Here is a 21313-nt window from a genome sequence, read left to right on the forward strand (position 1 = left end):
CACCGTCATGCGCATCCTCGCCCCCCGCCCCGATATCCCCAACGCGGCCCCCTCGAGCGCACCGGCACCCAGGCCGACCCCGCCGTCGCTCACGCAGTGGCCGGGGTCACAGATCATGTCCGATCCGATCACCGCACGTGTGCTGTTCTCGGTGTGGTCGGGTGATCCCGCCGTTGTGGTCCCGTCGCCACCCGGTGCGGGCAAGACCCGACTGGTCGCGCTGCTCGCGGCAGCATTGGTACACCGCGGCGATCTGCGTGTCGGCATCGCGGCCCAGACCCGCGAACAGGCAGTGGAGATTGCGCGGCGCCTCGGCACCCTCACCGACCGGGCTGCTCTGATGTGGACAGCGAAACCACCGAAACCCGACAGCGGGCAGACGCCAGCGGTGTCGGGGCAGAAGGTGCGGTGGCCCGGTGAGGTGGGCGCGATCTTGATCGGCACGACCGCCCGATGGCTGTTCTCGGACCCCGACCGGGTGGCGGCTGACGTGATCGTGGTCGACGAATCGTGGCAGTGCACCTATGCCGATCTGGGCGCACTCGGCGCGATGGCTAGGCAGGTGGTCTGTGTGGGCGATCCCGGTCAGATCGATCCGGTGGTGACCGGCGACGTGTCTCGATGGGACGGCAGCGATACCGCCCCGAACCTGCCGGGACCGATCGCGCTGCAAGCCGCTCACGGCGACGCGGTGGGCGTGGTCCGGCTGCGCCACACCTGGCGACTCGGACCCGGCACCACCGCCCTGATCGGGCCGTTGTTCTACCCCGACCTGCCGTTTACCTCCCGCCGACCACCGGAGCACCTGATCGACGCCGACGGCGTCGTGCTGCCCGAGCTGGCGCACCGTGCAGTCACGGTCTGCGGTGGCCCGTCCGATCCGGCGCTGGTGACCGCGTGCGCACAGCGGGCGCGGGAGCTGGCGGGCGCGGAGCTGGTCACCGCCGAGGATCAGCGACCTATGAGCGCCGCCGATATCGCGGTGGTGGTTCCCCACGTGACGCAGGCGGCGGCGATCCGCGCCCTCCTGTCCGATCACCCGGACGTGCTGGTCGGCACCGCGAACTCTCTGCAAGGGCTCGAGCGTGCCGCTGTGGTGGTGTTGCATCCGCTGGCCGGATACCGCACCGCCGAGCCATTCAGCCTCGATCCGGGCCGCGCCTGCGTGATGCTCTCCCGCCACCGCGCCCACATGAGCGTCGTCATCGATGACGCGAGCGCCGAGGTACTCGCCTACACCGAACCCTCGACCGCGCACGCCGCCAATACCGCCCTGCTGACCGCGCTGCACCGCACTCCCGCTGTGTAGCAACCCCAAAGGGAAGGGACGTTGGCGATGTCCGATGCAACGGTGACCGAGTTCCACACCACGCCGGACCATCTGTCGGACGTGGACTCGCCGGCACCGTTGGCCGGGGTGTCCGCGCACGATGGGCAGCGGATGTGCTGATCAACTACGCCCCCATCGGCGGTACCGAACACCGGCGAGAGCGTCATGGTCGTCGGTGATCTCCTCCGCGATCCGAGGCATCCGGCCGACGCGATGGGCGTCGACGACGGGTAGAAGCCCGGCGGAGAGGGGGAGGTCCATGTCTGCCGCCGAGCTGTCCGGCACGGGCATAGAGGGAACTGACGGTCGGCTGGACGGTTTACGACCTGTTCGGCCGCCAGTCCCCGGCACCGAGAGGGCCGGAGGCCGACGGCCCGGACACATCGGGTCCCGCACCCTCCGGGCGGGTCGCCCGAGATAGGGACGGCGGGGAGTTGTAGGTTGTTGTTGGTTCGTTCGTTCTGGTCGGCTTTGTCCTGGGCATTCGAAAGCCCTTCTCGCCCTTCGTTCGGACGTTCTTTCGCGTTGGCAGTTCGATTCCTTGGCCGGTTGAGCCCGTGGCGTGCTGCGCTGTCCACCATCTGTCGGATGTGAGCTGGTAAGTAGGCGACGCCGAGTTCGGGGGCCGCTGCGGCTTCTCGACAATCGTTCGGATTCGAACGAGGTCCGAACGATCCGTGAGAATCCGAACTTTCCAACGAGAACCCACAGGAGTCAACGGCATTTTGCCGGCGACGTCCTCCCGGCTGCTGTCGGTTCTCAAGGGATCTGGCGGTGGTGCCCTGCCACGAGCTGCGGTTCGCCACATGTCTCGGTCATGTCTTCACCAACTCCTTGCGGATTTCCGAGGGGACCGACGCACCGCGTCGGCGCGGTGCATCACGTGGACCTGCGGTTCCGCCACTTCGAGTGGAGCGAGCCCTGGCTCAGGTACGGACATGTCATCACCACAGTTCGCAGCGTGGATGCTATTGGTAGCTGGTGGCGCACGAATGGTTGAGTCGTTCAGGTGTCCCTGTGATCGGGTGCTCTCGCATCACCGCACCCATCACAGGAAACAACGGCGCCGTCCCCTGCTGACTGTGTGGATGCTTGGACTGCGGTCGGCTCGAACGACAGAATCGCAAGGCCCGGAAGTCGGAGCCGGGGACGGAACTCATGGTGACAAGGTCCGGCATCGGGGTGAGTCAGGTCGCGGACGGGCACGTCGAGCAGACGGGCAAGGGCTACGGTCTGTTCCCAACTCGGATATTGGCTGCCCGCCTCCCACCGGTCGACTGCGGGTTCCTCCGCGTGGCAGGCGGCATCGACACCGGGGCCGACGTGACGGCCGGCATCGAGCAGATGGGTGATGTAGAGGGGCACCAGTTTGCCGGCCTTCCACAGCTCGTGCTCGTCGCTGTCCGGCTCGACAAACGGGCCCGTGACCTTGAAGTCGGCCGCGAACCGCGTGGCGCGTTTGAGATCGGCCGGTGATGTCGTCTCCATACGGCCGCCGATACGGGGCGGTCGAGTGCCGGTCGGTGTGACGGCGGGTTGGGCTCGGCGACGGAAGAACTTGAACATGGACGCTCCTGTGGTGTGGCGGTGGGTTGGGACGGGGGTGTGTCCATTGGTCAACGTTTCTTCACTCGAAGTCGTGGGGAACTGGGTAGCTCGCCATCCTCGCCACATTCGATGAGAACTCGCCACCACACGCTCCGCCCTGGACCCGGTGACGAACACCGCCTGGTACTCGAGTCATCGGCACGGCTCAACTGCGCAATCTCTACCAGCACCGAGGCATCATGCGCCACCCAGGCGAGAAACTGCCCCCAACTCCGCGCCACCTATGTGAGAAACGCGCCAAATCGGCCGAGAACCGACAGCGGCACGGCGTCGCACCAGGCTCGGTATGGGAGATTTGCGCCAACTGAGTGGGGAGCGTGGGGAGCACAAGGAAAAGGCCAGGTGAAGGGGAGAAAAATGCTCCCCACTGGGGTGGGGAGCAGGACGAAATTCGGGGAATTGTTGAAGTGAAAGACACCCGGTCTGCCCGCGTACGCACCGATCGCCGGCATCGTGTGTAGGAATTCAGCAGTGGGTCAACTTTTCATCACCGTGTCACTGGCGTGTCAAAATTTTCATCCGCGTGTCAAAGATGCAGGTCAAGAGTCCAACGATGACTCCGAACCCCTTGAGCGCGGCCCGATTCTTGAATTTTGCGCGCTGAGCCAACATGTCAAACCGCAGGTCACGGAGTTGCGTAATTGACACTTGGGTTGGATTCCTACATCGTGCGGGGGCTGTTGACCGAGGTGCCGGTGGGCCGGCCAACGGGTTGAGCACGATTCGGTGGTCAGTTGCGACAACATCGTCGCGATTCCGGTGTCGGCGTTGGGGCGCGGTCTCGGGTTCTTCTTTCCGTCGCAGGAGGCGGCCCCTGTCCGAGGCGATCCGGTCCGCGTTCGACCTGGAATGACCACTCCCGTGGTGGGACCGCTGGCGCACAGGCAGGTTCCGGGCCACTGCCAGGAGGTGTGGTGGTGACCGAGGGTGAACGGTTCGCGCCCTGTTCGCAGCCGGTGGGGGTGATCGGGAGGCGATTCGCTCGTCGGGATGCATGCCAACCTGTCCGCACCGTATGCAAATCCGGTTCGGATGGTGCTCGACCGTAGCCTTCTGCCGTCGATGATCCTGCCGCCCCCGACGGGGTGGGGCACCCGCTAGTGTCGGGCCGGTGCCGGTTCATGACGTCGACGCGTTGCTCACCCATTTGGGGTCCTTGGACGAGGAGCGGCTTGCCGCGGTTCTGCGTCGGCGGCCGGGGGCGTTGTCGTTGCCGTGGCCCGCGGACCTGGCGGAGTTGGCGGTCCGCCTGGGCGGGCGGGAGTCGATCGCGGCCGCCTACATGCGGCTGCCGCGCCCGCACATCGAGGTGCTCGGCGCCCTCACCCTGGTCGAGCAGCTGGGGCTTCCGGTCACCGCCGCCGGGGTGTCGACGTGGCTGGGCAGCGACCCGGAGGTGGTCCAGCCATTCCTCGATGATCTGCATGAGCGCGCCCTGACGCTGGTCACCGGCGGCGGCGAGATCAGCACACCCGCCCAGTTCCCGCCGGTGGGGGTCGGTCTGGGCCCGCCGGTGCGGGTGCTGCTCGAGGAGACCGCCGTTGCGGTGCTGCGCGGGGTGGCCGCGGCACTGCAGCTGCGCGGTGACGGTGCCAGGACGGTGCTGGTCGATCGCCTCGCCGCCGTCTTCCGCGACCCTGCCGCGGTGCGCACCCTCGTCGACGGCGCGCCGCCGCGGGAGCGGGAGCTGCTGATCGCCTGCGCCGAGCAGGATGCCGCACTCGAATACTTCCCGCCACACTTCGGGTCGCACCGAGCGGGCGGGCGAGAGCAACCCGGGGACTGGGCGGTCGCGCGCGGCGTGCTGTGGCCGAGTTACGACGGCGCCGCGTATATGCCGTTGGAGGTGTCGCTGGCGCTGCGCGGGACGGGGTGGCGGCTGCCGTTCCATCCGGAACCGCCGCTGCTCGCGGATCATCCGGTGCCGGCCGAGCACGTGGACGCCGAGGCCGCCGCGCGTCTGCTGCGGATGATCGAGCGGGTCACCGAGCTGGTGGATACGGCGGCGACAGACCCGATTCCGTTGATCAAGTCGGGTGCGGTGGGCGTGCGGACGCTGCGCACCGTCGCGAAGACCTGGGACGTCGAGGTCGACGAGGTGCGGCTCGCCGTGGAGCTGGCCCGGTCGACCGGGGTGCTCGCCCCGGCACCACCCCCGCCGCCGGCGAAGGGTCGGGGACGCACGCGCCCGCCGCCGCCCTCGCCCGGCCTGATCCCCGGCCTGGCGGCGCCGGGGTGGCGAGCCGCCGACGCCGCGACCCGGGGACGCGTCCTGATCGAGAGCTGGTGGCGGTCGGACCGTTCGGTGCTGATGGAGGCGGGTATGGGCGCCGAGCTGGGCGAGAGCGCCGTGTATCGGCACCTGCGTCACGAACTGATCGACGTGTACGCCACGGTGGTGACGCCCGGGCGGGGTGTGGCGGACATCGAGGAACTGGCCGGTCTGCTGGGGTGGCGGGCACCGCTGATCGGGGAGGACATTATCGGCGACGCGCTGACCGCGGCGGCCGGTGAGGGCGAGCTGCTCGGTCTGCTGGCGCTGGGCGCCGCCACCGCGCTGGGCCGCGCCCTGCCCGCCGGCACCCTCACCTCGGTCATGGCGGAGCTGTTGTCCGGCGCCCACACGTCCGCGGTGATCGGTGCCGATCTCACCGCGGTGGTCCTCGGCCCGCCGGCGACCGACCTGTCGCGCCTGCTGGACAGCGTCGCCGACCGGGAGTCCTCCGGGGCGGCCACGACGTGGCGGTTCACCCCCGCCAGCATCCGGGCCGCGTTCGATCGGGGGAGCACCGCCCCGGATCTGATCGGGGAGCTGGCGTCGATCGCGGCGGCGGGCCTGCCGCAGGCGTTGGAGTACCTGATCGGCGATGTGGCCCGCACCCACGGGCAGCTGGGGGTGATCGAACTCGGGTGCGCGGTCGTCGCCGACGACCCGACGCTGCTGCGCGAGCTGGTCGGCAACCGGAAACTCGGCAGGCTGGGACTGGCCACCCTGGCGCCGACGGTGCTGGCCTCCCGCACCGGACCCGACACCATGCTGTCCGCGCTGCGCGCGGCCGGCTATGCGCCGGTGGTGCGTGAGGTGGACGGCAGTGTGCTGATCTCGGCGCCGCCGAACACCGACCCCGCCGACCTCGACCGCCCCGACCTCGACGCCATCGGGGTCCCCGCCGCCGATCCCGACCGGCATGCCCGCCACCTCACCGCCACCGCCACCGCCGCACCGTCCGAACCCGCCGGACAGTTCCCGTCCTTCGCCGCACTGCGCGGGCGCGGCCAGCCCGAGGCGATCTGGGAACTGGTGGCCGGTCAGCCCGCACACCTCACCCACGACGGCCGCACGCACCTGGTCCACAGCGCCAGGCTGCACGGGAACACACTGACCGCCTGGAGCACCACGACGCAGCGGTACGAGGACTTCCCGGTGGCGCACCTCGCGATTTCCGGACACCCCGCCGCCGCGCGCTGAGCGGACCCCTTTTCGTCGAAGAAGCCAGGGCCGCCCCACACAGCCCACGGACAACACAAATGATGAACGCGCACGGCCAACCGGGTTCGTCGATGGGGCGTTCGCACCGGATTTTCCCACCCGTACCCGCTGCCGCGCCGCCCCCCGAATGCCAGCACGGAGGGGTTTCGGCCAAACCGGGGTGTCCTCCTCGCCCGAGTCGGTGGCGGCAGGTAGACAGGGAAGGGCATGGTCGGCCCCCGGGAGTCCGGGCCGGTGGCGGGGATGAAGTGAGGTGCTGCGTTGACCGAGAGTGATCGGCCGTTGTTGATGGTGGATCGGACCGAGGCTCTCGACCGCGATGACGCGTTCGCGGTCACCGAGGTCGCCGACGGTGCCCGGTGGCGGCTGGAGGTGCACATCGCCGGGGTCGCGGACGTGGTGGCCCTCGGCTCGGATGCCGATGCGACCGCGTTCCTGCGCCGCGAATCGAGGTACCTGGCGACCCGGACGGTGCCGATGCTCGGCCGCGGCACCGAGCGGGCGGCGACCCTGACCCCGGAGGCGGACCGCTCCACGCTTCGGGTGTCCGCGGACCTGTCCGCGGACGGCACGATCTCCGACGTGGTGGTGGACCGCGGGTGGGTGCCGGCGGGCCGCTGCGTGCCGGCCGATCACGCCGAGATCGCCCGCATCCTCGCCGCCGAGACGGATCCGCTGCACGAGGCGGTGCGGGCGGCGCACCGGGCCGCCCAGGTGCTGCTGGCCGCCCGGCGCAGCTCCGGTGCCTTCGCGCTCTACGACCTCACCCACGGTTGGGTCAGCACCGAGGAGGGCGGCCTGGCCGCGATACCGCCGGCGCAGCGCACCGTCGGGTACGTGATCGTGCAGGAGCTGATGATCGCCGCCAACGAGGCGATCGCCCTGTGGTGTGCGGGGGAGGACCTTCCGATCCTGTTCCGGAACCACCGCAGCGCGCTGACCGCGGGCAGCACGGAGGACCTCGCGGCGGAGGTGGCGGTGGCGATGACCGACCCGGTACTGCTCGACAAGCTCCGCTCCCGGCTGCAATCGAGCTATCGTGCTGCCATCTACGCCCCGACGGTGCACGGCCATCACGGGCTTCGGTTGGCGGCGTACACGCACGCCACCTCGCCGCTGCGCAGGGTGTCGGACCTGATCACCCAGCGGGTGATCTTCGCCCACCTCGACGGCGTGCCTGCCCCGTACACGAGCGAGCAACTCGGCAACCTCGCCGCCGATATCAACCGGCGTATCGCCGCGGACCGGGACGAGAAGGCGGCGCACTTCAAGGCCCGCGACCGGCGGGTGACCGCGCAGGTCGTCGCCGCCGGCGAACTCGAGCAGCTCGACGCGAAGCGGTGGGCGAAAGTACTGGCGGCCGCGGCGGCACGGGACCCGATCGATGAGGTGGTCGGCGAGCTGCACCGCCGGATGCGGGCCGACGAGGTGACGGTGACCACCATCGTGACCTTGCTCGAAGCCGGGGAGGCGTGGGCGCCGATCCGCGACGAGGTCTTCGACTGGGCATCGCAGTCGCATCCGGAGTTCGGGCCGAGTGTGGTGTCGATGTGGCTTCAGGCGCGTCCCGACTTGCCCAGACCTGAGATCGACGGCGATCACCGGGGGCCCTCGCACACACCGGTGTTCGCGGCCCGGCTGCGGGCCGGCGCGGTGTGCGGGCCGTGGGCCACCGCGGGCAGTAAGAAACGCGCCGAGCAGGACGCAGCGTGGGGCCTCACCAGGGCGATCGCGGCGGGGGAGAGCCACCCCGCCACCGAATCCCCGCTGACAGACCCGGAACGGTCCGGCGCACCGGGCGACGCTGCGCCACCCTCGACCGAATCCGGCGAGGTCGCGGCCGGGCGCAGGAACCGCCCGGTATCGCCGCCGCACGCCCCGCAGGCATCGGAGGCGGCGGCGAAGAAGCGGGCGCGGGCCCGCAAGAACCCGATCGCCTGGGTGCTCAGCCACGCCCAACACCACGGGCACCCACCCCCGCGGTGGGCGGAGACCGTCGACGGCCCACCCCATGCCCCGGTGTTCACCTGCGAGGTCCGCTACCTCGGCTGCGCCGCCACCGGCCGCGGGAACACGAAGACCGCAGCGAAATCCGCTGCGGCAGCAGACCTTCTCGATGCCCTGCTCGACGACACCGTTTCGGCGCGACCAGGAATACCGGCGGGCGGATGATCTGCCGCGACTGTGCCGGCTGAAGACATCCGCCACTGGCCTGGGTCGGTGCGGGTGCGCCGGGACCGACGCCGGCCCCGGCGCGGGAGGGTTCCGACACGTCCGTCACCGTGCCGAGCGTCAGCAATCAACCGACGTGGTTGCCGTCATCGTGCCGACGACGTCGTCACCGCGCCGACGAACGATGGGATCAGCGTCGGCATAGTCGGTGACGCAATGATCGGCACACTCGGGGGCACAGTCGCATCGCTTCTGAACCCGGACCGGGTGTTCTGTCGTCGCGATCGTGACCGGGAAGGTGTAGGCACGCTAATTAGGCTGTAATTATGTACATGACGACTCTTCCTGTTGCCGACGCCCGAGCGCAGTTGTCGCGGCTGGTCGACGAGGCCGAGCACACCCACGAGCGGTTCGAGATCACCCGCAACGGGCACCGTGCGGCGGTCCTCCTCGGTGCCGATGATTACGACGCGTTGCGGGAGACGATCGCGGTGTTGTCGGATACCGATCTGCTGGCGGCGCATCTCGCCGGCCGGGCCGAGGTCGAGGGTGGGGATGTCGTCGATGCCGCCGAGCTGGCGCGGTTGATGCGCGGCGCTTTCTCGTCCGGCGAGTGAGCGAGGCCGGTGACCACTATCGGTTGGTGATGGCCTGGTCGGCGGCGCGGGCGTTGGCGACGTCGGTGCCGGAGAAGGTCGCGACCGCGGTGTACGAGTTCGTCACGGGTCCACTTCTGGACAATCCGCGGCGGGTGGGCAAACCTCTGGATCCGCCGCTGGCGCCGGCCTACAGTGCGCGGCGGGGGACGTACCGGGTGCTGTATCTGATCAACGACGGAAACCGCATGGTGGAGGTCACCGCGATCGCACACCGCGCCGATGCCTATCACTCGTAGCTTCGGGTCGTGGGTGCCTCGCGGCATCGGTACTGTCGGTGACCGTGGGCAGCAGGGGGCAGCGGCGAGCCGATCGGGCGCTGGTCGCCGCGTATCACGAGGCCCGGCTGGGTGAGCTGATCGAGTGTGTCGCAGCCGAAGTCGACCGCTTCCGGGCCGGCAACGTGGATGCGTACACCGTCGATGAGGCACTGCACCACTATCACCTCGCGGCGAAGGAACTGTGGAAGTTCTGCTGGTCCGGCTCCGGCGCCCAGATCGAGTTCACCGCGCGTGCGCTGGAAAGACTCGCCGCCGACGGCGAGACGATCGACTGGTGGGAACGCGCCACGCCTCGCCGCCGGGAGTAGTACGTGTCCGCTGTGCCCCGCGCGTCGACGTGAGCATCGGTGCGAGCCGGGGACGGTGAAGGCCTGCCGCCGTAGTGTGGTCGGCGCCGCTCGCTCCCATTCTCGTACGGCCTCGACCAGTACATCGCGCTGGTTCGGTTCGTCTCGGAGGAGGCGGCCCGCCGCAACAGTGAGCGTCCCGAGCAGGGCGCCTGGTGGGCCGAGACGGAGCGGTGCTTCGACGGCCCGGTCTCCTTCATGGACTGCCCGGACGCGACCACCTGGCTCGGCGGCGGCTCCGACGATGCCGGGTTCGTGCAGATCATGGAGGGCCACACCACCGACGCGCAGCGGCTGCGGGAGTTGATGATCGCGGCCGGCGACAAGCTGCCCGGGGTGCGGCCGGAGATTATCGGCGGCACGTTCGGCTCCGCCGGCGACGGCGGATACGTCGAGGCGGTGTATTTCACCACCGAGTCCGAGGCCCGCGCACACGAGAAGATCACCGTCCCCGACGACCTGCGTTCGCTGTTCGAGGAGGAGGGCCCGCTGATGGGCGAGGTCGACTACTTCGACCTGCGTGAGCCGATGCTGGTCTCCGCGTCGCGGTAGCGCGCCCGCCGGGGCGCGTGTGCTGCGCCCGGCGGCCGGGGGTGGTGACCCCGGACACGTAGATGGGTGCGCCCGTCGCATGTCGTCCCGTCCGGTTGGGGAGAGGGCGCGGAGCGTCGCTTCCAAACGTGCGGTGGCGGGAATGATTTCGGGCCGTGCCAGAGAGTAGGAGCCCGATGCCGACCACGGCCGGGTCGTCGGCGCGGCGAGTTCTGCTCACCAACGACCGGGGCTGCCGACGTGTCCTCCGACTACGCGGACGGTGACGTCGATCGCATCGGCGGAGGCCAGGAGAGGCCCGGGGCGGGTGCCCACCACGCCGGGCGGGACGGCGGTGGTGCACATGTACGGCGTAGGCGGCGGCTGTGTTTCGGCCGCTGGCCTCTAGGTCGACGACGATGCCTTCCATGTCCAGCCGGGCAGTTCTTCAAGCCGGCGTTCGCAGTCGGGGTCCACGGTGCCGGCGATGCGCCGGCGGCGTTGCCTGTCGATCCATGTGCCGAGCCGGTAGCCATCGATCGTGTAGGACCGCGGGACGCGGGCGTGACCGTGGTGTTCGACGTAGTCGAGGAGTCGGCCGAAACCGTCCTCCCACTTGTCGGCCCGGGCGGCCCATGTCCAGCCGGGCACGTCCTGGAGCCGGCGTTCGCGGTCGGGGTCCAGGGTGCCGGCCCTGCGCCTGCTGCGTTGCCTGTTGACCCATTTGCCGAGCCGGTAGCCATCGATCGTGTAGGACCGCGGGACGCGGGCGTGACCGTGGTGGTCGACGTAGTCGAGGAGTCGGCCGACACCCTCCTCCCACCGGTCGGCGATGGGCCACTCCAACATAGGATTCACAGTACGACCGGAGTCACGAGGGGGCCGCCGATTGCGGATCCCAATCCGCTCACTCAGCGATCCGCATACGACATGGTTTCCCGGAATGTGCTTGAACTCGGCCTTTTCGCCCGAAGACCGTAACGATTCCCTTGAACTTTTCATCGCCCGACGCTGCGGCGACAACTTGCCGCGCCATGGAACTGGAACGTGTTTACAAGCACCCGCAACGACGCCGGCCAGCAGAGCGCCGACCTGACCATCACCTGGCTCGAACCCGACAACACGGCTCTTCAATCTTGAGCGGGCAATCCGGGATTTGAGGGTGTTCGGCGCGTCCACCGGGCCCGTGACCGGCCGTCATCGGCGCCTCCCCGGGCGCGATCGGTACGGCGGTGGGGCAGCAGAGTCTGCGCGCGGTGCTGAGCTTTTCCAACGCCCGGCAGATGACGGCCCCGGAGGCGTATATCACGTTCGATCCGGAGATCTACGGCGCCGACGGCGCGGTCTCCGACGAGCCGACCGCGCAGTTCCTGCGGGGAACATGCGGGAGTTCCGCGATCACATCGAGCGGGTGCTCACCGTCCTCCCGGGCGAAGTCGCGGGTGGTGATCTCCTCATAGGAGGCGGGGTTCAAGTCCTGCGTCTCGACGATCCGAGTTGGATACTCGACCCCACACCCGGGCGACCGGGTCGGCGGTCTGACCGTGACCCTGGCGCGCACGTTCGCCGCCGCCTACCCCGGGCGCATCCACCCCCCACACCACGGACTGGGAGGCGATCGGTGCCGTCGCCGATCTATATCTGTGAATATTCAAAGGTGTCGGCCTGTGCGGAGATTGACGACCCACGTCACACTCGCCCGACTATTTCGTCTGTTGGAAAGTTGGATGGGTGAATGGGGTGAACAACCGGGACCGGTGTAGGGATGATCGAGCATGTCATGCGCAGGAACTGTCCCTCGGCTTCGGGATGGTGGTGCAGGAGATCGGCGGGGGTGTCGACGTCGACGAGGAGTTCCGGCGGATCGCGTCGGAGGTCGTCGGCACCCGGCCGGTCGGCGAGAATGACCGCGGACGGGTCGACGTGGTGCCGCTGTGGTGGCGGACGGGAGACGGGAACCTCGTCGGCGCCCTGCGCGGTGTGATGACCATTCTGCCGGCGGGACGGTTCCTCTGGCTGTTGACCCCGAAACGGGATCGGCCGGGGCACGTGCCACCAGGGGAGATCGACGAGGAGGCCGACCACATCGGTTTCCACGGGGTGACCGCTGCGGCGCCGGGTCGGGGTGCGCCTGACTGCCTGGCCGACATCCCCGCAGTGCCCGCCGCGCCGGCTCGGTGGCCTGCCCCAGCGGGGGCAGCTCCGCCGACAGCGCCACATCCCGGTCGCCGAGCAGGGTGATCAGGTGCCCGGCCAGCCCGTGCCTGACGGCTACGCCCGCCGTGGACGTCCGAACTCATGCACGCCGATTACCCCGCCCTTCGGGCAGGCGCACCTCCCCGAGTTTCGGGCGTGCGGTCAGGACAACTGCGCACATCCCTAGCCCACCACCTCCGGGTAGACCGGCGAGCACCTCACTCGGTCGGGTCGAGTAGAACGTTCTGCGCAAGCATCCAGAACTCGGTAGGGACCTGGGGGTACGGGCCGTCACCGACCTCGTGGCTGGTGATCAGATCGGTGGAACGGCCGACGGCCGCGTATCGGCAGTGCTCAACGACGGAACACCTGGGCCGGCGCACCACTCGAAAACCGCAGCCTGTGAACATGATCGGAGACTCAGCGAACATCGCGTCGCTCCCGGCTGCGTGACGTCAGGGCAACGTACCCGCAGTTGCACAGTGCCCCGATCACGGTTCGATCAGTCCCTTCGTCGAGTTCCGGGGGAGGGGATTGACCTTGAATCGTCTCACCGGTCCATTGGATGGGGTTATATGGGTCATGTGGGTATGCGGGTAGGTGTAACCGGCTCCTCGGCACGTAGTCTCAACCTGATTCTGGCTACCTGGGTATCTGCTATCAACTTCTGGGCTTGGAACCTGATCGGCCCCCTGTCCACAACCTATGCAGATGCACTGTCGCTGAGCAGTGCTCAGGCATCGATTCTGGTCGCGACACCGATCTTGGTCGGTGCGCTCGGGCGGGTCGTGATCGGGCCGCTCACGGACAGGTTCGGTGGACGCACCATGTTCATTGCGATCTCGGTCAGCTCGATGTTTCCCGTGCTGGCAGTGGGTTTCGCCGGTGCGATCGACTCGTATGTGCTCCTCCTCGCCTTCGGGTTCGTACTCGGCATAGCTGGAACGATCTTCGCCGTGGGGATCCCTTTCGTGAACAGTTGGTTCAGGCCGGAACGCAGGGGGTTCGCAACCGGTGTCTTCGGTGCCGGCATGGTGGGGACCGCATTGTCGGCGTTCTTCACCCCGAGGTTCGTCCGCTGGTTCGGGCTGTTCCCCACCCACGCAATCATTGCGGGCGCCCTCGCGATCACCGCGATTGTTTGTGTGTTGGTGATGCGCAATTCTCCGGACTTCACTCCGAACACGCAATCGGTCTTGCCGAAACTGAAAGGCGCGGCAAAATTGCGGGTGACGTGGGAGATGTCGTTCCTGTACGCCGTGGTATTCGGTGGATTCGTGGCGTTCAGCAACTACCTGCCTACATACATCAAGACGATCTATCATTTCTCCGCGGTGGATGCGGGTACCCGCACGGCGGCGTTCGCGGTCGCGGCGGTGGTCGCCCGGCCGATTGGCGGTGCGCTCTCGGATCGGGTCCCGCCGAAGTTCGTGGTCTTGTTCTCCTTTGCCGGCACTGCCGCCATGGCGATCGTCGCTGCGTTCCAGCCGCCACCTGATGTTCTCTCTGCGGCCACCTTCATCTCGTTGGCCCTGTTCCTGGGTGTCGGAACCGGCGGGGTGTTCGCCTGGGTGGCACGTCGCTCTCCGGCCAAGAGCGTGGGTGCTGTCACGGGAATCGTCGCCGCGGCAGGCGGGCTCGGGGGTTATTTCCCGCCGTTGGTGATGGGTGCGACGTACAACGCCGAGGAGAACAACTACACGGTCGGTCTCGGCCTGCTGGCGCTGACCGCGTTGGCGGCGTTGCTCTACACCGCGTACAAGCTGCCGGCCCGCGAGTCCGCGCACTCCACTGCCCCGGCCAAGCGGAACTGAAAGGGCGTAAACGTGGCTGTCAATCACACCGGCGGTGCGGCTGAAGAACTGTTGCTCAAGAGCGGACGGTTCTTCACGCCGGGAACGGTGTCGGACGATCTGCGTACGGTCAGCCGGGAGGGGGGTCGCCAGGGCGACATCTTCTACCGGGACCGGTGGAGTCACGACAAGGTCGTCCGATCGACGCACGGGGTGAACTGCACCGGCTCGTGTTCGTGGAAAATTTATGTCAAGGACGGAATTATCACCTGGGAAACCCAGGAGACCGACTACCCGACGGTCGGCGCCGATCGGCCCGAGTACGAGCCCCGCGGATGTCCCCGGGGCGCGGCCTTTTCCTGGTACACCTACTCGCCGACTCGGGTTCGTTATCCGTACGCGCGCGGTGTGCTGGTGGAGATGTACCGCGAGGCCAAACAGCGTGTCGGCGATCCGGTCGAGGCGTGGGCGGACATTCAAGCCGACCCGGTCCGACGGCGAACCTACCAGCGGGCACGCGGTAAGGGCGGCCTGGTGCGTGTGTCCTGGGGCGAGGCCACCGAGATGATCGCCGCCGCGCACGTGCACACCATCAAGACGTACGGTCCCGACCGGGTGACCGGGTTTTCCCCGATCCCCGCGATGTCGATGGCCTCCTTCGCCGCCGGTTCTCGCTTCATCGAACTACTCGGCGGCGTCATGACCTCGTTCTATGACTGGTACGCCGACCTCCCGGTGGCCTCTCCGCAGGTGTTCGGTGACCAGACCGACGTTCCCGAGTCCGGGGACTGGTGGGATGCCTCGTATCTGCTGATGTGGGGTTCGAACGTTCCCGTGACCCGCACACCGGACGCTCACTGGATGGCCGAGGTCCGCTACCGGGGCACCAAGGTGGTGTCGATCAGCCCCGACTACGCCGACAACACCAAGTTCGCGGACGAGTGGATGCCCTGTGCCGCGGGTACGGACGGGGCGATGGCCATGGCAATGGGGCATGTCATCTTGTCCGAGTTCTTCGTCACCAGGCGTGAACCCTTCTTCGTGGACTACGTCCGACAGTTCACCGACCTGCCGTTCCTCGTCAAACTCGAAGAACGTGACGGGCGGATCGTGCCGGGGAAGAATCTGACCGCCGCAGACCTGGGCGAGACCAGTGAGAACGCCGCGTTCAAACCGGTGCTCGTCGACGGGGCAACCAACGCGGTGGTGGTGCCGCATGGTTCGCTCGGCTTCCGCTACGGCGACGAGGGCATCGGCAAATGGAACCTCGACCTCGGCGACCTCGCCCCGGCCCTGACCGTCGCCGCCGACGGCGCCACCGGTGAGACCGCAGTGGTTCACCTGCCCAATTTCGACACCACCGACGGCCACGGTACGATCATCATGCGCGGTGTGCCCGTGCGCCGGGTGGGGGAGCACCGGGTGTGCTCGGTGTTCGACCTGATGTTGGCGCAGTACGGGGTCGAACGGTCCGGACTCCCCGGCGAGTGGCCCACCGGCTACGACGACCCTCGAACCGCGTACACCCCGGCGTGGCAGGAACCGCTCACCGGTGTCAGCGCCACGCAGGTCACCCGGATCGCCAGGGAGTTCGCGAACAACGCCATCGAGTCCGGCGGGCGTTCGATGATCATCATGGGCGCGGGCATCTGCCAGTGGTTCCACGGCGATACCACCTACCGGGCGGTGCTCGCCCTGCTGATCCTCACCGGGGCGATGGGTCGCAACGGCGGCGGCTGGGCGCACTACGTCGGTCAGGAGAAGGTCCGCCCGCTGACCGGGTGGACGACCGTCGCCATGGGTACTGATTGGACCCGTCCGCCCAGGCAGATGGCGGGCACCTCCTACTGGTACGCGCACACCGATCAGTGGCGCTATGACGGATATCGCGCCGACGCGCTCGCAAGTCCCACCGGGCGCGGGCGTTTCCACGGACGGCACACCATGGACGTGATGGCCTCGGCGGTGGCGATGGGGTGGACGCCGTTCTATCCGCAGTTCGACCGGTCCAGCCTCGACCTGGCAGACGAGGCCGCGGCGCAAGGTCGGGACGTGATCGGTCACGTCGTCGAACAACTCGGAAGCGGTGAGCTCGGGCTTGCGGTCACAGACCCGGACAATCCGCAGAACTGGCCCCGGGTGCTCAGTGTGTGGCGCTCGAATCTGCTGGGCTCGTCGAGCAAGGGCAACGAGTACTTTCTGCAACATCTACTCGGTACCGATTCGAATCTTTCGGCCGAGCCGACACGGGAAGACCTTCGTCCGGGCGACGTGATGTGGACCGACGAGATTCCCGAGGGCAAACTGGACATGTTGATGTCGATCGACTTCCGGATGACCTCGACCACGCTGCTCTCGGATGTGGTGCTGCCCGCCGCGACCTGGTACGAGAAGGGTGACCTGTCGACCACGGACATGCACCCGTACATCAACGCGTTCTCGCCGGCGATCGATCCGCCCTGGGAAACGCGGTCCGATTTCGAGGCGTTCGGCGCGGTGGCGCGGGCGTTCAGCGCGATGGCGACAAAGCACCTCGGTGTTCGACGTGATGTGGTGATGGGGACGCTGCAACACGACACCCCCGGCGCGATGGCCTATCCCGGTGGTACTGAGCATGATTGGCGTGCAGCGGGGGAGACTCCGGTCCCGGGAAGGACGATGGGACCGTTGATCGTCGTCGAACGAGACTACCCGGCGATCGCGGACAAGTGGGCGGCGCTGGGGCCCTTGGTGGAGGAGGTCGGCCTGATCACCAAGGGCGTAACCACTCACCCCCATCAGGAAGTGGCTGAACTCGCGGCCAAACACGGAGTGATGAATATCGGTGCCGCCGCGGGTCGGCCAGCATTGAACACCGCGGAAAAGATGTGCGACACGATCCTCGCACTGTCCGGTACCTCCAATGGCCGACTGGCCGTCGAGGGCTTCGAGGAGCTCGAGAAGCGGACCGGGCGCCCGCTGGTGCACCTCGCCGAAGGCAGCGAAGAACGTCGGATCACGTACGCCGACACCCAGTCCCGCCCCGTGCCGGTGATCACCAGCCCGGAGTGGTCCGGCAGTGAATCCGGGGGACGCCGGTACGCGCCGTTCACGGTGAACATCGAAGAACTCAAGCCCTTTCACACCCTGACCGGCCGCATGCATTTCTTCCTCGACCACGACTGGATCGAGGAACTGGGGGAGCAGTTGCCGATCTACCGGCCGCCACTGGACATGGCACGGCTCTTCGAAGGGCCCGAGCTGGGCACCCACAGGAACGGCATCGGGCTGGCCGTCCGCTACCTGACCCCACACTCCAAATGGTCGATCCACTCGGAATACCAGGACAATCTGTTCATGCTGTCCCTCTCCCGCGGGGGACCCACCATGTGGATGAGCCCGAATGACGCCGCGAAGATCGAGGTGAAGGACAACGACTGGGTCGAGGCCGAGAACCGCAACGGGATCATCGTGTGCCGCGCTGTCGTCTCCCATCGCATGCCCGACGGTGTCGTCTTCGTCTATCACGCACAAGAACGCACCATTGACGTGCCACTGACCGAGAAATCCGGTAAGCGCGGTGGAATCCACAACTCATTGACCCGATTGCTGATCAAACCGTCGCACCTCGCTGGCGGGTACGCGCAGATGTCCTTCGCTTTCAACTATCTCGGGCCCACCGGTAACCAGCGCGACGAAGTGACGGTGGTGCGGCGGCGTTCACAGGAGGTGACGTACTGATGCGTGTCATGGCACAGCTCGCAATGGTGATGAACTTGGACAAGTGCATCGGCTGTCATACCTGCTCGGTGACGTGCAAGCAGGCGTGGACCAACCGCTCCGGCACCGAGTACGTGTGGTTCAACAACGTCGAAACCCGACCCGGGCAGGGCTATCCGCGCACGTATGAGGACCAGGAGAAATGGAACGGGGGGTGGGTACGGGACAAGAAGGGGCGGCTGCGGTTGCGGGACGGCGGGCGGATCAAGAAACTGTCACGGATCTTCTCCAACCCGAAAATGCCCTCGATCAACGACTACTACGAACCCTGGACCTACGACTACGAAAACCTCACCACGGCCCCGCAGGGCGACAATATTCCCGTGGCACCGCCGCGCAGCCTGATCAGCGGCAAACCGATGAAGGTGGAGTGGTCCGCCAACTGGGACGACGACCTCGGTGGCTCCCCCGAGATCGTGCCCGACGATGCGATCCTGCAGAAGGTCAGCGAGAAGATCACACTGCAGCTCGAAGAGACGTTCATGTTCTACCTTCCCCGCATCTGTGAACACTGCCTGAACCCGTCCTGTGCGGCGTCGTGCCCATCCGGCGCAATATACAAACGGTCCGAAGACGGAATCGTGCTGGTCGATCAGGACAAGTGCCGCGGCTGGCGCATGTGTGTGTCCGGATGCCCCTACAAGAAGGTGTATTTCAATCACAAGACCGGCAAGGCCGAAAAATGCACGTTTTGCTATCCGCGTGTCGAGGTCGGGCTTCCGACGGTGTGCGCCGAGACCTGTGTGGGGCGGCTTCGGTATATCGGTCTGATCCTCTACGACGTGGACCGGGTGCTCGCGGCGGCGTCTGTCGAGAAGGACACCGACCTGTACGACGCCCATCTCGACGTCATCTTGGACCCGAACGACCCCGAGGTGGTCGCGGGCGCCCGGGCCGAGGGCATCTCCGATGAGTGGATCGACGCTGCGCAGCGTTCCCCGATCCATTCGCTCATCAAGGACTACCGGGTGGCGCTGCCGCTGCATCCGGAGTACCGGACGATGCCGATGGTGTGGTACGTGCCACCGTTGTCGCCCATCGTGGACGCCGTGGCCCGCGACGGACACGACGGCGAGGACGTGGGGAATCTGTTCGGGGCGTTGGAATCGCTCCGCATCCCCATCGAGTACCTGGCCGAGTTGTTCACCGCCGGTGACACCGACGTCGTCCACGGTGTGCTCAAGCGTCTGGCTGCGATGCGCTCGTACATGCGTGACATCAACCTCGGTCGTGCACCGCAACCGCACATTCCCCAGGCCGTCGGGATGAGCGAGGAGCAGATGTACGAGATGTATCGGCTGTTGGCGTTGGCGAAATACGACGACCGGTACGTGATTCCTTCGGCCTACGCCACGGAGGGGCACAAGCTCGAAGAAACGGCAACGGAGTGCTCGCTGGACTTCGACGGCGGACCGGGCATGTACGAGTCGGGCCCGTTCGGCGAGGCAAGCGGTGGACCGGTTCCGGTTGCCGTCGAAACCTTCCACGCCTTGAAGGAGCGGCAAAGCACCGAGAAGATGTCTGCGAACTCTCGGCACCCGTCGCGGGTGAATCTGTTGAACTGGGACGGCAAGGGCACACCGGACGGCATGTTCCCCGGCAGTGAGGGCCCACGATGAAACTTCTGGGTCGGCAACATGATCGGCGTCGAGGGGGCCGTGTACGCGACCGGTTGGTGTGGCAGGCGTCGTCCCTGCTCCTGGCCTATCCAGACGACGGGCACACCCGACGCCTCGATACCGTCGAACAGCTTCTAGCACTCATGGCGTCGGGTGCGCGCGACACACTCGATGCGACGTATCGGTTTCTGCGCGATACGGACCCCCACACGGCGGCGGAAGTGTATGTCGATACTTTCGATCTGCGCCGCAGGACCACGCTGTACCTGACCTACTGGACTTCCGGCGATACCCGAAACCGCGGCAACGACATCCTGCGGTTCGCTCACACCTACCGGTCCGCCGGAGTGCAACCACCAGGCGATGAGTCGCCGGACCATCTGGCGGTGCTCCTCGAGTTCGCGGCCACTGTCGACCCCGCAGCCGGGATGGAGCTGATGAGGTTGCACCGCGTCCCCATCGGGCTGCTGCACGAAGCCCTGACGGCGGCCCGCTCGCCGTACGGACACGTACTCGACGCGGTCTGCGACACCCTGCCCATGCCCACCGGCCACGATGAAAAGCGAGCGCGGGACCTGGCGCTGGCGGGCCCCCCGGTCGAGGCGGTCGGGTTGCAGACCTTCACCCTGACAGTGCCGCCGCGGCGTGAAGGAGCTGGCTGAATGTCTGCGGGAGAAATCTTCTGGGACATCGTCCCCTACGTGGTGCTGGCCATCGTGGCGGTCGGCACGTGGTGGCGGTATCGCTACGACAAATTCGGCTGGACCACGCGATCCTCGCAGCTCTACGAAAGCCGGCTTTTGAGGATTGGCAGCCCTCTGTTCCACTTCGGCATTCTAGTGGTCATTGTCGGCCATATCATCGGGTTGGTGATCCCGCAGTCCTGGACCGATGCGATCGGGCTGAGCGAACACGACTACCACGTGCAGGCCCTGGTACTGGGTGGAGTTGCGGGCGTAGCGACGCTGGTGGGTGCCGGATTGCTGGTGTACCGCCGACGCACGCGTGGGCCGGTGTTCATGGCGACGACGTGGAACGACAAACTGATGTACCTGGTGCTGCTCTCCGCAATCGTTGCCGGTCTTACGACCACCGTCTTGGGCACCGGGATCGCCGGTGAGGCAGGCAACTACCGTGAAACGGTCTCCCCGTGGTTCCGGTCGATCTGGATTCTGCACCCGCGTGGAGACCTGATGGTGCAAGCGTCGATTCAATATCAAATCCACGTCCTGATCGGCCTTGCGTTGTTTGCGCTCTGGCCATTCACCCGTCTTGTGCACGCGTTCAGCGCCCCGGTGGCGTATCTGTTCCGGCCGTACATCGTGTATCGCAGCAGAGACACAGCCGCGACAGGTGAACTGATCGGATCGCAACCGCACCGACGCGGATGGTGACGTGGCACCCCACCAGGACTTCGAAAGCCGGAATGAACGTCCTCGAAGCCGGCATAACACTCCTATCAATTGCCCTCGTCCCTATGGGGAGTCCGGCCTCAGGGAGAGTGAGATTGACCCCGTGACGGTGTCCGGGC

Annotated in this window: 16 protein-coding genes and 2 pseudogenes; 16 read left to right on the forward strand and 2 right to left on the reverse strand. The window is 67.2% G+C overall.

The features are described from left to right. The first annotated feature begins 7 nt into the window (after nucleotides 1-7). Complete coding sequence (locus JWS13_RS00295; RefSeq protein ID WP_005261716.1) at nucleotides 8-1309, forward strand: AAA family ATPase; 1302 nt, start codon at nucleotides 8-10, stop codon at nucleotides 1307-1309. A gap of 141 nt (nucleotides 1310-1450) precedes the next feature. Here JWS13_RS00295 and JWS13_RS00300 read toward each other — a convergent pair whose 3' ends face one another. Beyond that, nucleotides 1451-1615, reverse strand: a complete 165-nt coding sequence (locus tag JWS13_RS00300) for a hypothetical protein (protein ID WP_206003919.1) — start codon at nucleotides 1613-1615, stop codon at nucleotides 1451-1453. A gap of 873 nt (nucleotides 1616-2488) precedes the next feature. Here JWS13_RS00300 and JWS13_RS00305 point away from each other — a divergent pair. The 8 genes and pseudogenes from JWS13_RS00305 to JWS13_RS00335 all read left to right on the forward strand — a co-directional run bounded on the left by JWS13_RS00305 (nucleotide 2489) and on the right by JWS13_RS00335 (nucleotide 10436). Next, complete coding sequence (locus JWS13_RS00305) at nucleotides 2489-2806, forward strand: hypothetical protein (RefSeq protein WP_005261717.1); 318 nt, start codon at nucleotides 2489-2491, stop codon at nucleotides 2804-2806. A gap of 800 nt (nucleotides 2807-3606) precedes the next feature. Then, nucleotides 3607-3791: pseudogene (locus JWS13_RS46115) on the forward strand (type II toxin-antitoxin system PemK/MazF family toxin); the annotation flags it as partial. Between the two features lie 258 nt (nucleotides 3792-4049). Continuing rightward, on the forward strand, nucleotides 4050-6407 hold the full coding sequence (locus JWS13_RS00310) for a helicase-associated domain-containing protein (RefSeq protein ID WP_005261718.1): 2358 nt from the start codon (nucleotides 4050-4052) through the stop codon (nucleotides 6405-6407). A gap of 282 nt (nucleotides 6408-6689) precedes the next feature. Further along, on the forward strand, nucleotides 6690-8600 hold the full coding sequence (locus tag JWS13_RS00315) for an RNB domain-containing ribonuclease (protein WP_005261719.1): 1911 nt from the start codon (nucleotides 6690-6692) through the stop codon (nucleotides 8598-8600). A gap of 326 nt (nucleotides 8601-8926) precedes the next feature. Further along, on the forward strand, nucleotides 8927-9217 hold the full coding sequence (locus JWS13_RS00320) for a type II toxin-antitoxin system Phd/YefM family antitoxin (protein WP_005261720.1): 291 nt from the start codon (nucleotides 8927-8929) through the stop codon (nucleotides 9215-9217). Between the two features lie 29 nt (nucleotides 9218-9246). Beyond that, a complete protein-coding gene (locus JWS13_RS00325) occupies nucleotides 9247-9495 on the forward strand; it encodes a type II toxin-antitoxin system RelE family toxin (protein WP_037205898.1) in 249 nt (82 codons plus the stop codon). 44 nt (nucleotides 9496-9539) lie between these two features. Continuing rightward, nucleotides 9540-9845: a hypothetical protein gene (locus JWS13_RS00330; protein WP_037205900.1), complete on the forward strand. Its 306-nt coding sequence runs from the start codon at nucleotides 9540-9542 to the stop codon at nucleotides 9843-9845. 237 nt (nucleotides 9846-10082) lie between these two features. Further along, on the forward strand, nucleotides 10083-10436 hold the full coding sequence (locus JWS13_RS00335) for a hypothetical protein (protein WP_005261723.1): 354 nt from the start codon (nucleotides 10083-10085) through the stop codon (nucleotides 10434-10436). Between the two features lie 384 nt (nucleotides 10437-10820). Here the strand turns inward: JWS13_RS00335 and JWS13_RS00340 are convergent, their stop codons facing one another. Next, nucleotides 10821-11264 (reverse strand): helicase associated domain-containing protein, encoded by a 444-nt coding sequence (locus JWS13_RS00340; protein WP_005261724.1) that lies wholly within the window; start codon nucleotides 11262-11264, stop codon nucleotides 10821-10823. Between the two features lie 344 nt (nucleotides 11265-11608). Here JWS13_RS00340 and JWS13_RS00345 point away from each other — a divergent pair. The 7 genes and pseudogenes from JWS13_RS00345 to narI all read left to right on the forward strand — a co-directional run. After that, nucleotides 11609-11844: pseudogene (locus JWS13_RS00345) on the forward strand (NADPH-dependent FMN reductase); the annotation flags it as partial. 302 nt (nucleotides 11845-12146) lie between these two features. Beyond that, complete coding sequence (locus JWS13_RS00350) at nucleotides 12147-12656, forward strand: DUF3052 family protein (protein WP_169693811.1); 510 nt, start codon at nucleotides 12147-12149, stop codon at nucleotides 12654-12656. 545 nt (nucleotides 12657-13201) lie between these two features. Then, entirely contained in the window at nucleotides 13202-14425 is a 1224-nt protein-coding gene (locus JWS13_RS00355) for a nitrate/nitrite transporter (protein WP_051055435.1), read from the forward strand. 12 nt (nucleotides 14426-14437) lie between these two features. Next, nucleotides 14438-18124 (forward strand): nitrate reductase subunit alpha, encoded by a 3687-nt coding sequence (locus tag JWS13_RS00360; protein ID WP_005261733.1) that lies wholly within the window; start codon nucleotides 14438-14440, stop codon nucleotides 18122-18124. Continuing rightward, the gene (gene narH / locus JWS13_RS00365; RefSeq protein ID WP_005261734.1) at nucleotides 18124-19782 is read left to right on the forward strand and encodes a nitrate reductase subunit beta; all 1659 of its coding nucleotides are present in this window, start codon (nucleotides 18124-18126) and stop codon (nucleotides 19780-19782) included. The genes JWS13_RS00360 and narH overlap by 1 nt, the downstream gene beginning before the upstream one ends. Then, on the forward strand, nucleotides 19779-20444 hold the full coding sequence (gene narJ / locus JWS13_RS00370) for a nitrate reductase molybdenum cofactor assembly chaperone (protein ID WP_037205867.1): 666 nt from the start codon (nucleotides 19779-19781) through the stop codon (nucleotides 20442-20444). The genes narH and narJ overlap by 4 nt, the downstream gene beginning before the upstream one ends. Continuing rightward, nucleotides 20445-21176: a respiratory nitrate reductase subunit gamma gene (narI, locus tag JWS13_RS00375; protein WP_005261738.1), complete on the forward strand. Its 732-nt coding sequence runs from the start codon at nucleotides 20445-20447 to the stop codon at nucleotides 21174-21176. It begins immediately after the preceding gene. Nucleotides 21177-21313: the final 137 nt, after the last annotated feature.

This window comes from Rhodococcus pseudokoreensis (genome assembly GCF_017068395.1).
GTDB lineage: Bacteria > Actinomycetota > Actinomycetes > Mycobacteriales > Mycobacteriaceae > Rhodococcus_F > Rhodococcus_F pseudokoreensis.